Here is a 12,487-nt window from a genome sequence, read left to right as displayed (position 1 = left end):
CAAGCTAAAGAGCACCGTGGATGCCTTAGGGGCACCAGTACACGGTCAGCGGTACGCGCGGCTGGGTCAGCACGGCGCGTATCGGGAAATGGATCGCCTCACCCACGCCAGCCTCCGCATCGGCAAGCAACTGGCGTTTGGCTTCGCCTTCGATATGCAGGAACAGCGCGCGGGTTTCCAGCAGCGCCGACAGCGTGAAGGTGATGCGCGGCTCGCCTGCGCCAGCGGCGCGCATCGGCAACACCCGCACCGGGTTATGGATATCCAGCGCCTCGGGCAGGCGGTCGCCGCCGGGGAAGAACGACGCGGTATGGCCGTCGTTGCCCATGCCCAGCACCACCGCGTCGAACGGCAGGCTCAGCGCGGCCATGCGTGCGCGCACCGTGGCCAGCCCGGCCTCCGGCGTGGGCGCATCCGCATACAGCGGCACGAACTGGGCTGCTGATGCTGCATGCTGCAGCAGCATCGCCTTCACCATCGCGGCATTGGAGCGCTCGTGGCTCTCAGGCACCCAGCGCTCGTCGACCAGGGTGATCTGCACGCGAGCCCAGTCCAGCACTTCACGCGAGAGGCGCTCAAAGAAATGACGCGGCGTACTGCCGCCGGATACCGCCAGCAACGCGCGGCCACGCACGGCCACGCCTTCACGCAGGCATTGGGCGACGCGTTCGGCCAAGGCAGCGGCCAGCGCCTGGTTATCGGAGAAGCTTTGGGTAGTGACGTTCACGGTGTCGGACATGGTGGGAGGCATATCAGGCGGCGCGGGAAACACACGCGTGGCAAGGACAACGGGGATGCCACGCAGTGTAGGCGGGGGGCCGCGACGTGCAGGTGAAGTGCCTGCGCGTCGCAGCGATGCATGCGAACAAAGCGCTTAATCACTGTCCTCGTTCCAGGTGCGACCATCGCGCTCGATCAGCGCCACGGCCGCACTCGGGCCCCAGGTGCCGGCCGTGTACGGGCGCGGCGCTTCGCCGCTTTCCGCCCACGCGGCAAGGATGGGATCGGCCCAGCGCCATGCGGCTTCCACTTCGTCGCGACGCATGAACAAGGTGGGATTGCCGCGCACCACGTCGAGGATCAGTCGCTCATATGCATCGGGCTGCTGCACGCCGAAAGCTTCGGCAAAGCTCATGTCCAGCGAGACGTGGCGCAGGCGCAGGCCGCCCGGACCCGGATGCTTGATGGTGACCCACAGCTTGATGTTCTCGTCCGGCTGTAGACGCAGCACCAGGCGGTTCTGCGCCAGCGGGCCGGCCGAAGCATCGAAGATGGAATGCGGCACGGGCTTGAACACCACCACGATCTCGGACACACGCTCGGGCAGGCGCTTGCCGGTACGCAGGTAGAACGGCACGCCGGCCCAGCGCCAGTTGGCGATTTCCGCCTTCAGCGCCACGAAGCTCTCGGTATGCGACTTGTGATCCTTCAGTTCGTCCAGATAGCCCGCCACGCTCTGGCCTTCGGCGGCACCGGCGCGGTATTGACCGCGCACGGTGAGTTGCGCCGCGTTGCTTTCGTCGATCGGCTTGAGCGAACGCAACACCTTGAGCTTTTCGTCGCGCACCGCATCGGGCGAGAGCGAGGAGGGCGGCTCCATCGCCACCATGCACAACAACTGCAGGATGTGGTTCTGCACCATGTCGCGCAGTGCGCCGGCATGGTCGTAGTAAGCCACGCGCTGACCCACGCCCAGCGTTTCGGCCACGGTGATCTGTACATGGTCGATGTGCTCGGCGTTCCACAACGGCTCGAACAGCACGTTGCCGAAGCGCAGCGCCAGCAGGTTCTGCACCGTCTCCTTGCCGAGGTAATGATCGATGCGATAGGTCTGCGATTCGTCGAAGACGCGGCCCACGTCGTCGTTGATCTGGTTGGCGCTGGCCAGGTCGCGACCGATGGGCTTTTCCAGCACCACGCGCGCCTTGCCCTGGTTGAGACCGTGCTCACCCAGGCGATTGCAGATGTCGACGAACAGGTCCGGCGAGGTGGACAGATAGAACACGCGCACGTGCCCGGGCTGCTCGCTCATCAGTGCGGCGAACGCGTCCCAGCCCTCGTCCTTGCGGGCGTCGAGCGAGCGGTAGTGCAGCAGCTTGAGGAAATCGTCGACCTTGCTCTTGTCGCCACCGTTCTCCAGCAGCGCCTTGCGCGCATGGGCGCGGTAGCCGTCGTCGTCCAGCATTTCGCGGGCAATGCCGATGACGCGGCTGGTGTCGGGAATCTGCCCGTCCGCATAGCGGTGGTACAGGGCAGGCAGCAGCTTGCGTACGGCGAGGTCGCCGGTTCCGCCGAAGATCACCAGGTCAAAGGGTTCGACCGGCTGGGGAGAAGCAGTCACTTCAGTCACCTCAAGGCGATGCAGAGAACGACACGTGGCATGCATACCACGTGCGATGCCCACCGATCGTACCAGTGACATACCAGACAAAACCAGTTCTCTCGATCCAACTCGGCGATCGAGACAGGCCAACGGTTCGACCCAAAAATTGGTACCACCAGAAATTCCCGCCAAAACGATGGATTGCCAGAGTGGTATGGTCATTGGTATCGTTCAGGCATGGAAACCGCCCTCGTCAACGAATACCGCCGGCTCAGCCGGGACCCGGCCTCCAGCCAGCCGCTGGCCTACCTGCGCCTGCGCCGGGCCATCCGCAATGTGGTGGAGCATCGCGATATCGAACCGGGCCAGGCGCTGCCCAGCGAGCGCGACCTGTCGCGCCTGCTGCAGTTGTCGCGCGTGACCGTGCGCAAGGCCATCGCCGGCCTGGTCGAAGAGGGTTTGCTGCATCAACGCCACGGCGCCGGCACCTTCGTGGCCGAGCGCATCATCAAGCCGATGTCGCGCCTCACCAGCTTCACCGAAGACTTGCGCGCCCGCGGCCTCAACCCCCGCTCGGAGTTCTCCGAACGCGTGGTGGGCGAGGTAACGCCGGAAGAATCAATGGCGCTGAACCTGTCGCCGGGCGTGCTGGTGGCGCGCCTGCACCGCGTGCGCTACGCCAAGGAAGAACCGCTGGCGATCGAACGCAGCGTGGTGCCGGCCAGCATCCTGCCGGACCCCACCATCGTGCACGACTCCCTGTACCAAGTGCTGGAGGCCCTGGGCGCCCGCCCACGCCGTGCCCTGCAGCGCCTGCGCGCGGTATCGCTGGGTGCGCAGCAGGCGCGCCTGCTGCATGTGCCGGTGGGCAGCGCCGGCCTCAACATCGAGCGCCGCAGCTTTCTCGATGACGGCCGCGTGGTGGAGTTCACCACCTCGTGGTATCGCGGCGATATCTACGATTTCGTGGCCGAGCTGCAAACCGACTGATCGCGGTTGCCCCGGCCGCGACCGACCGGGGCAACGCCATGCATCGGGCCTGCCGACTCAGCGGTCGCGCACCACTTCGGCCGGTGCCACGTCGCCGGCCTTCTCCGCCAGCGGGCGCGCATCGTTCACCAGATGCTGCAGGAAGCGGCCCGGCTGCTCCTGCATCATCATGTGCGCCGCGTCGGCAAAGCTGACCAGGCGCTTGGACGGTGCCTGGATGTGGCCGAACCATTCCTCGGTGAGTTCATGCGGCGTGGTGTAGTCGTGCGCGCCGACATAGACGATCACCGGGCACTCGAAGCGCGTGACGTGATCGAAGTTGGTTGCCATCAGCTCGGGCATCAGGTGATGGAGCGAGAACAGGCTGCCCTTGTCGATGGCGTCCAGGTCTTCGCGACTGTAGTCGGGCGAGAGTTCTTCGGCATCCACATCGAACTGATAGTCCTTGCGCCCCCAGGCGAGACCGCCGTAATACATCTCCCATTTGCTGCGCATGCCCAAGCGCTCAAGCGTCATCGGGCCGGGGCCCGGGTAAGGCGCCATCGCTTCCAGCTCTCGGATGGCCGTGGCATTGCCTTCGGCCTTGGCCTGGCGCAACGCGTAGTTGTAACCCTCTTCCTCATTGCGACGACCGTTCACCACCTGACCGGTGGAGATGTAGGCGTACAGCCATTCGGGATGCTTCTGCGCCAGCCGCACGCCGAGGATGGAACCCCAGGAGTGGCCGAGCACGAAGATCTTCTGCTTGCCGTAATGCTCGCGCAGGTACTTCACCACTTCGCTCGCATCGTCGGTCATGTGTTCGGCGCTCATGCCCGGCGCCATCGCTTCCTCCGTGTTGGCGCGATAGGTCTTGCCGGCGCCGCGTTGATCCCATTGCACCACGGTGAAATAGTCCTCCCACGGAGTCTGGAAGGTGTAGCCCTCCGGCATCGCCGGCGCGGCCGGGCCGCCATGCAGGAACAGCAGGATCGGGTTGCGACGATCCTTGCCGCGCACCGAGATCCACTGGTCGATGCCATTGATGCGAACCTTGAGCTTTTCATCCACGCCCTGCGTGGTGTCGATCTTGCGATTGCTGTCGAGGATGCGGGTGACTTCCTCGCGCGACATCGGCTTGCCCGGCGTGGCCGGCGCATCGGCCGCGAGGGCCGTGTGATGAACGGCGATGCCAGCGACGAAGGTCAACGCGAACAGCACGGTGGTGCGAAACGTGTTCAAGGCCATCTCCTTGGAAATGCGGTTTACGTCCGAATCGCGCTGGCGCCCCCGCGCCAGCGTCGTTGCGATGTCTATGGCAAGCGCCGTGCCAAGCGAAAAATCGCCGCTTTTCCGTCACTTGTGTGCGCTTGACCGCGCTGTCCGCAGTCCGCGGACAGTCTCGCGGACGTCCGGGATGGCCGGCCGCCGGACAACATCACCCGGATGTAGCTCGTGCCTGCCCAGCGCGCCTGTTCATGCACCTGACCGCACGTTATCCGATGGAAGCCAGCGTTCACTTGCACCACATCCCAAACCACGCACACTGAGCGACCGTTCTCCGCCGGACCTGCCTGTGCCCGCTTTTGTCATCAATCGTGATCGCCCTGGTTCGTCCCATCGACCGAGGCGCGTACTGCGCGCGGCGCTGGCATGGGCGGGCGCGGGGCTGGCGGCGCACGCCAACGCATACGATCCGGATGCGCGCGGCGCGACGTCTTCCAGCAGCAGCGATCAACTGGCCATTCAGGTCAACAACGATCGCATGACCCTGGCGGTCGCCAAGGTGCCGCAGGTGTACCTGTACGGCAGGATCGACACCGATGCGCCGCGCCGCGTGGATGAGCTGATCAAGTCCGGCAAGATTCCACCCGGTTCGGACATCTACTTGAACGCCACCGGCGGCGACATGGCGAGCGGGCTCGCACTGGGCCGCTTGTTCCGCGCCGGCTCGCTCGCCACCCACCTGGGTGTGCCGCGACGCACCGCGCGCATGCCGATCGGGCCACGCGCGGCGCAATGCATCGATGCCTGCGCCTACGCCTACCTGGGGGGGCTCTATCGCTGGGCGCCCACTGGCAACGATCGCTTCGGCGTTCAACGCATCGGCAACACCGGCGCGGCGGCACCGGACGAGGTGAGCGCTTACCTCAAGGACATGGGCATACGCCCGGAACTCGTCGCCGCACCGGCGACGACGCCGGCGGGCGACGTCCATTGGTTCGATGGCGACCAGATGATGGCCGGCGGCCTGGCCAACAACGGGCGCTTGCCTACCACGGCAAGCTATCACCCCATGATCGGCGCCACCTCGCTGTCGCTGAGTCAGGTGGCGCGCGATGGCGAGCACCGCATCACCTTGCTGTGCCGCCCCGACGGCATGACGCTCACCGCGTACTACATGGTTGGCGCGGAGCGCTCGCGCAAGATCGCCGCGCGAATCACGCACTCGTACTTCGAGATCGATCGGCAACCCACGCCGCAGGGGGAGCGCGATGGCGTCGCCACCGTGAACCAATCGCTGGTGTTCAGCCACCCGGTGTCGGTGGACCAATTGGGCCCGCTGCTATCGGCCCATTCGATGGGCGCGTGGCTCGCCGATCGCGGCGGCGCGGTGCGCTACGGCTTTGCGCTGGATCTCGATGCGGTGCGCAACAATCTGCGTGACTACAGCGCCAGCTGCCGACAGCTCGCCAAGCAGACACCCCCGACGCACGGCTGAACGCGCAAGGCCAGCCCCATGTCTCCCCGCAGCCCACGGCGCCCAACCGTGAAGGCCGCTTCCACGTCGAACATCCACGGGTAGCGTGCGCCCACCGGCACGCTGCCCGCATCCATCCCTGGTCGATGTGCGCGGGAGTGGCGGCACTAGCCGCGGGGAGACATGAAACAGGCGCTTACTTGAGCAGGCGCTCGCGCGGCAGCGGCTCGGCATAGTGACGCGATGACGGCGTAAACAGTCGTCGCTGCGTGAGGCAAAAGCCCAGGTAGAGCGCGCTGAGCGCCACGCCGCGCCAGATGCCGGCGTCTGCGCCAGCACCGAGCATGAGCTTGTAGATGGCCGCGGCGAACAGCAGCGCGGAGACCAGCAGGAGCACGTGTCGCCATCGAAGGTCGAGAGACAAGCGTCGGAATGCGGTTTTCATGGACGTATTCTGTGGCGGCCCGGCATAAAGAAGCGATATCGCGGGAACCTGCACGCCATATAGATCGCGTAAAGAGTTGGCGCACGCGGGGCGCGCCGACCGGCCGCGTGGCGCACGCGGCGGCGCAGCCGCGCGCCCTGCATGCGCACGCGAAACACGCACCACGCAAGTTCCTGCTGGCCATCGCCATGCGGTGGCGAACGTGCCGGCATTTGCCGGGGCGGCGCCCACTCATTAAGCTGCGCCGGTTCGGGTGTCCCTGCGAATGTCTCGCCGGGATGAAACGGGAAGCCGGTGCGCTGCCATGCAGCTAGTCCGGCGCTGCCCCCGCAACGGTAAGCGAGCGACTCAACCCACGGGCACGAAGCCACTGTGCGCAAGCACGGGAAGGCGCCCCACGGTGCATGCAGCGTCACGGCATGCCGCCCGCAAGCCCGGAGACCGGCCCGACACGTTACGAAAGACTCGCGGTGGGCGAGGTCGAGTGCCGTGTCATGGCCGTTGCCTGCCGTCGCCTTCTCCACCGTGATTCCCTCGAAACCCACTTGAAGGGTCGCGCGGATGTGCGCGCCCGAAGGAACACGCATGAAGAAGACCCTGCTGGCCACCGCGCTGCTGTCGTGCACGCTGGCCGCCCACGCCGCTGATACCGACCAGGCGACCTCGTTGTCGTCGGTGATCGTCACCGCCACGCGCACGTCCATCACCACCGACGAGGCGCTGTCCTCGGTCACCGTGATCACCCGCGCCGATATCGAACGCTTGCAGCCGACCTCGGTACGCGACCTGCTGGTGGGCCTGCCGGGCGTGTCGTTTGCGCAGTCTGGCGGCCTCGGCCAGCAGAGTTCGCTGTTCCTGCGCGGCACCAATTCCACCCATACGCTGGTGCTGATCGATGGCGTGCGCATCGGCGCGGTGGGCGCGGGCCTGGCGGCGTTCGAGCAGATTCCGGTCGATCAGATCGAGCGCATCGAGCTGGTGCGCGGCCCGCGTTCGAGCCTGTATGGCGCGGATGCCGTGGGCGGCGTGATCCAGATCTTCACCCGCCACGGCTCCGCCGATGGCAGCCTCAGCCCGTCGCTAAGCCTTACCACCGGCAGCCGCAGCTACATGGACGAACAGGCTGGCCTTTCGGGCGGCGACTCCCACGCGTGGTTCAACGTGGGCCTGGGCGGTCAATACACCAGCGGCATCCCGGCGTGCCGCATGGGCGCGGCCGAGCAGGGCGCCGGCTGCTTCGTGGACGACCCGAACAACGACCCTTTCCGCAACTGGAACGGCATGGCCAACGGTGGCTACCGCTGGGACAACGGCACCGAGCTGTCGGCCACCTGGCTGCGCAGCAAGAGCTTCGTCAACTACGCCGGCAGCCCCTATGGCGGCAACCAGGCGGTGAACCAGCAGTTGGTGTCGGGCGCCAAGCTCAGCTTCACCCCGCTCGATGCGTGGAAGGTCACGCTCAACGCCGGCCAGAGCCGCGATGACTCCACCAACTACTACCAGGGCACCTATACCGATCCGTACGCCGGCACCACTACGTACTACCCGTACGGCAAGGTGGGATACGCATACTCGCGTCGCAACCAGGCCTCCTGGCAGAACGACGTAACGCTGGCGACCAACCAGTTGCTCACGGTGGGCGTGGATTACCAGCAGGAACACATCAACAGCGCCACCGGCTACCTTGCCAGCGATCGTCAGGACACCGGCGTCTACGCCCAGTACATGGGCACCTTCGACCGCAACGAACTGCAGGCCTCGGTGCGCCACGACCACTACGACCAGCTCGGCAACCACGACACCGGCAGCCTGGCCTGGGGTTACGCGTTCGACCACGGCCTGCGCCTGTCCGCCAGCTACGGCACCGCCTTCCACGCGCCGACGTTCAACGACGTGTATTACCCCTATGGCAGCGGCAACCCCAACCTCAAGCCCGAGCGCTCGGGCACGGGCGAACTGGGCCTGAGCCAGAAGCAGGACATCTGGAACTGGGCAGTGAACGTGTACCAGACGCGTATCACCGACCTGATCCAGCTTGACCAGAACTACGTGCCGCAGAACATCAGCAAGGCGCGCATCCGTGGCATCGAGGGCCAGTTCGGCGTAAACCTGGACGGCTGGCAGGTGCAGAGCTACCTGACCCTGATGCAGCCCAAGAACGTGCAGGGCAGCGCGGACGGCAACCTGCTGCCGCGCCGCCCGGAGCAGACCGCGCGCGTGGACGTGGACCGCCGTTTCAACGCCTTCGGCATCGGCGCCACGTTCTTCGCCTCCGGCAAGGCTTACGACGACCTCGCCAATACGCATCGCCTGGGCGGCTACACCACCACCGATCTGCGCGCCAGCTACGACTTTGCGCCGCAGTGGCGCGTGGAAGCGCGCCTGGCCAACGCGTTCGACCGCAACTACGCCACCGCCTACTACTTCAACCAGCCCGGCCGCAGCTGGTTCCTCACCCTGCGCTACAGCCCCGCCGTGCGCTGAGGCAGGCACCGGCCCCCTACCGAACGGCGCGGCTTCCGCGCCGTTCGCGTCTCTGCGACACGCAGACTGGCTTGCGCCACCATGACGAATCGCAAGGCCAACGACTAACGGCACATTCGCCCACGCGCGGTTGCAGGCATAAAGACGCACGAGGTGACCGCTGCGGTAGCGCCTTCGTCCGTAAGGCGCGCGGGGACGCGTCATCGCCAAGGGTTGGGAACCCGTGAACCTGTTTGCGCCATTGATCCGCCGACCTATCGGCACCTCACTGCTGGCGCTGGGGCTGGCCCTGGCCGGCCTGTGGGCGTACCTGTTGCTGGGTGTCGCCGCGCTGCCCTCGATCGAGTTTCCCGGCATGGTGGTGTACGTGGAGGTGCCCGGCGCCAACGCGCAGACCATGGCTTCCACCGTGGCCGCGCCGCTGGAGCGCCACCTGGGCCGCATCGCCGGCATCAAGGAGATGCACTCGGAGAGCAACGACGGCTCCACCTCGGTGCGCATGCTGTTCAACTTCGGCAACAACACCGACAAGCTGGCGCGCGACGTGCAGGCGGCGATCAATGCCGCCATGGTGGACCTGCCCACCAACATGCCGGCACCGCCGCGCTACTACAAGTTCAACACCGCCAATATCCCGGTGCTGTTGCTGTCGCTCACGTCGCACTCGCTGCCGCCGGACAAGCTGTACGACCTGGCCGACACGCTGATCAATCCAGCCATCGCACAGATACCCGGCGTGGCACAGGTACGCGTGATCGGCGGCCGCCCGCGCGCCGTGCGCGTGGAACTGAACACCCAGGCCCTGGCCGCCAAGAGCCTCACCGCCAACGATGTGGCCAACGCGCTGCGCGCAGCCAACGTCACCTCGCCACAGGGCGCGCTGAGCGACGGCCGCACGCAGATGACGGTGACCGCGAACGATGCGCTGCACACGCCGGAGGAATTCGGCAGCCTGCTCATCGCCACCCGCAACGGCGCGCCGGTGCGCCTCTCGGATGTCGCCCGCGTCACCAGCGGTCAGCAGGACGAATACCAGGCCGCCTGGTTCAACCAGGATCGCGCCGTCGCGCTGCGCATCAGCAAGCGCCCCGAGGCCAATGCCGTGGCGACCGCCGATGCGGTGCGCGCCAAGCTGCCGCAGATGCGCGCGTGGTTGCCCGCCGATATCCAGATCACCCCGATCTTCGACCTGACCCAGACCACCAAGTCGGCCCTGCACGAGGTGCAGGTGGCGCTGATGCTCAGCGTGCTGATGGTGGCGCTGGTGATGCTGGTGTTCCTGCGTCGCGTGGGGCCCACACTGATCGCCATGATCAGCGTGCCGTTGTCGCTGGCCGGCGCCTTCGTGGTGATGTGGTCGCTGGGCTATACGCTCAACACGCTGTCGTTGGTGGCGCTGGTACTGTGCATCGGCTTCGTGGTGGACGACGCCATCGTGGTGATCGAAAACATCGTGCGCCACATGGAGCAGGGCACGCCGCCACTGGAGGCGGCGATGGTGGGTGTAAAGGAAATCGGCTTTACCGTCGTGTCCATCACCCTGTCGCTGATCGCGGTATTCGCTCCGCTGCTATTCGGCAACAACCAATTTACCTTGCTGCTGCGCGAGTTCTCCGTCACGCTGACCTCGGCGGTGGTGATCTCGGCTGTCATTTCGCTGACGGTCACGCCCGCGTTGTGCGGACGCTTCCTGCGCGTGGAACACAACAGCGCCCGCGAGCCGAACCGGCTGGAACGGGCACTGGAGCGCATGGATCGCGGCCTGCACGACAAGTACGAGCGCGCGCTGGACTGGGCCCTGCACCATCGTCGGCTGATGCGCTGGCAGCCCTTGATCCTGCTGAGCCTTACCGTGGCGCTGGCGATGCTGGTGGTTAACCTGTTCGGCTTCAACTTCATGCCGCAGGAAGACATCGGCATGATCCAGGGCGACGTCAAAGCCGATTCCAACATCTCGCCCACGCTGATGGCCGAGCGCGCGCAGCGTGCCGCCGCCGTGATGCTGGCCGACCCCGCGGTGCGCGACGTCACCACCTTCCTGGGCAGCGATCGCGCCGGCGGCTCGGTGGGCAACCAGGCCACCATGTTCGTGGATCTCAAGCCACGCGGGCACGGTGCCGGCGAGCGACCCGAGCCGATCAAGGACATTATCACGCGCCTCAACAAGGCTTATGCCGCGCTGCCGGAGCTGCGCGTCTCGATCAACTCCATCGGCTTCTTCAACGACAACAACGACAGCGATCGCGGCAGCCAGAGTTTCGAACTGGTGAGCAGCAGCACGGTGGACCTGCAACCGCTGGCGCTGGAAGTGGCGCGGCGCATGCGCCAGCACAAGGAGTTCCGCGACGTCAGCACCGACTACGACGACGTGGACAAGCAACAACTGCTCAGCGTGGACCGCGCCACCGCCGGACGCCTGCAGGTGAGCATGGGTCAGGTGGATTCGGCGCTGTATAACGCCTTTGGTCAGCGCCAGGTGTCGATCATCTACTCCGACATCAACCAGTACTGGGTAGTGCTCTCCTCGTCGGACCAGCACTCGGTAAGCCCCAGCACGCTGCTCAACACCTATGTGCGCAGCGACACGGGCAATCTGGTGCCGTTGTCGGCCCTCGCCAAGATCAAGCCGCAGGTCACGCCGTCGTTCGTGATCCACACCAATCAGCTGGAAGCGTCCAAGATCTACTACAACGTCGAGCCGAACCTGACGCAGGACAAGGCCAACACCCTGATCGCACAGATCGTGGCCGACGCGCGCCTGCCGGCCGGCGTGCAGCTGGGCTATTCCGGCAGCGCGCAGAACCTGGAAGAAACGCGCTCCAATGCCAACGTGCTGATGATCGGCTCGATCCTGGCGATGTACATCGTGCTGGGCATTCTCTACGAGAGCCTGGGTCACCCGCTGACCATTCTCTCCACCTTGCCGGCCGCCGGCGCGGGCGCCTTCCTGGCGATGCTGGCCACGGGTACGCCGATGTCGCTGATGGCGATCATCGCCATCCTCATGCTCATCGGCATCGTCAAGAAGAACGCCATCCTGATGGTGGACTTCGCCCTGGTCGCCCAGCGCGAACGCGGGCTCTCGCCGCCCGACGCGATCCGCGAGGCCGCCCTGGTGCGCTTTCGCCCCATCACCATGACCACCCTGGTAGCGATGGGCGCGGCGCTGCCGCTGGCGATCGGCTTTGGCGTGGGCTCGGAAATGCGCCAGCCGCTGGGCGTAGCCATCGTGGGCGGCCTACTCGTCTCACAGCTCCTGACCCTGCTGAGCACCCCCGCCATCTACCTGTGGAACCACGACCGCAAACTGCGCAAGGCAGCACGCCGCGCCAAGCGCGATGCCAAGCGCGCGCTGAAGGCACAACCCGCCGCAGGCTGACGGCCGGTCATACTCCGCCGGGCAAGCGGGCCTGGATGTGGCCCCTGCCTTTCGGCACGGACCGACTTCAGGCACATTCGCGGTTTATGTCTTTCCAGGCATAAAGTGCGGCATGACTGCGCCTTTCGCCGGATTTGCGAGTGAACGAGCGCCCCTGTTGCGGGTCTGCCTGGGAGGCGGGCGCGC

The 12,487-nt window shown here is 66.1% G+C and carries 8 protein-coding genes and 1 riboswitch; of the genes, 4 read left to right on the top strand and 4 right to left on the bottom strand.

Annotated elements, in window-relative coordinates:
* Positions 1–25: 25 nt before the first annotated feature.
* Positions 26–739, bottom strand: coding sequence for a 6-phosphogluconolactonase (gene pgl / locus JHD67_RS11865; RefSeq protein ID WP_199099394.1), 714 nt, complete (start codon positions 737–739; stop codon positions 26–28).
* Between the two features lie 135 nt (positions 740–874).
* Positions 875–2,341 (bottom strand): glucose-6-phosphate dehydrogenase, encoded by a 1,467-nt coding sequence (gene zwf / locus JHD67_RS11860; RefSeq protein WP_199099393.1) that lies wholly within the window; start codon positions 2,339–2,341, stop codon positions 875–877.
* A gap of 219 nt (positions 2,342–2,560) precedes the next feature.
* On the opposite strand from zwf, the gene JHD67_RS11855 reads away from it, so the two are divergent.
* A complete protein-coding gene (locus JHD67_RS11855) occupies positions 2,561–3,313 on the top strand; it encodes a GntR family transcriptional regulator (protein ID WP_199099392.1) in 753 nt (250 codons plus the stop codon).
* Positions 3,314–3,370: 57 nt separating this feature from the next.
* On the opposite strand, the gene JHD67_RS11850 is transcribed toward JHD67_RS11855, so the two are convergent.
* Positions 3,371–4,534, bottom strand: coding sequence for an alpha/beta hydrolase (locus tag JHD67_RS11850; RefSeq protein WP_233171834.1), 1,164 nt, complete (start codon positions 4,532–4,534; stop codon positions 3,371–3,373).
* Positions 4,535–4,868: 334 nt separating this feature from the next.
* Between JHD67_RS11850 and JHD67_RS11845 the strand changes: the two genes are divergently transcribed.
* Positions 4,869–6,014: a hypothetical protein gene (locus JHD67_RS11845; RefSeq protein ID WP_199099390.1), complete on the top strand. Its 1,146-nt coding sequence runs from the start codon at positions 4,869–4,871 to the stop codon at positions 6,012–6,014.
* 175 nt (positions 6,015–6,189) lie between these two features.
* Here the strand turns inward: JHD67_RS11845 and JHD67_RS11840 are convergent, their stop codons facing one another.
* Positions 6,190–6,438: a hypothetical protein gene (locus JHD67_RS11840; RefSeq protein ID WP_199099389.1), complete on the bottom strand. Its 249-nt coding sequence runs from the start codon at positions 6,436–6,438 to the stop codon at positions 6,190–6,192.
* Positions 6,439–6,672: 234 nt separating this feature from the next.
* A riboswitch (cobalamin riboswitch) is annotated at positions 6,673–6,903 on the top strand.
* A 120-nt stretch (positions 6,904–7,023) separates the two neighbouring features.
* Between JHD67_RS11840 and JHD67_RS11835 the strand changes: the two genes are divergently transcribed.
* Positions 7,024–8,922 carry a TonB-dependent receptor gene (locus JHD67_RS11835; RefSeq protein WP_199099388.1) on the top strand — a complete coding sequence of 633 codons (1,899 nt, stop codon included), beginning with the start codon at positions 7,024–7,026 and terminating at the stop codon, positions 8,920–8,922.
* 223 nt (positions 8,923–9,145) lie between these two features.
* Positions 9,146–12,301: an efflux RND transporter permease subunit gene (locus tag JHD67_RS11830; protein ID WP_199099387.1), complete on the top strand. Its 3,156-nt coding sequence runs from the start codon at positions 9,146–9,148 to the stop codon at positions 12,299–12,301.
* The last annotated feature ends 186 nt before the right edge of the window (positions 12,302–12,487 follow it).

Origin of the sequence: Dyella sp. ASV21, from assembly GCF_016428975.1 — a bacterium.
In the GTDB taxonomy this organism is placed as follows: domain Bacteria; phylum Pseudomonadota; class Gammaproteobacteria; order Xanthomonadales; family Rhodanobacteraceae; genus Dyella.
Note: the sequence above shows the minus strand (reverse complement) of the source record. Positions and strands in the feature narration are given on the sequence as shown.

Coding starts and splice junctions, on each gene's coding strand:
- JHD67_RS11855 (WP_199099392.1), top strand. CDS start 2,561: ATGGAAACCGCCCTCGTCAACGAATACCGCCGGCTCAGCCGGGACCCG.
- JHD67_RS11835 (WP_199099388.1), top strand. CDS start 7,024: ATGAAGAAGACCCTGCTGGCCACCGCGCTGCTGTCGTGCACGCTGGCC.
- JHD67_RS11840 (WP_199099389.1), bottom strand. CDS start 6,438: ATGAAAACCGCATTCCGACGCTTGTCTCTCGACCTTCGATGGCGACAC.
- pgl (WP_199099394.1), bottom strand. CDS start 739: ATGTCCGACACCGTGAACGTCACTACCCAAAGCTTCTCCGATAACCAG.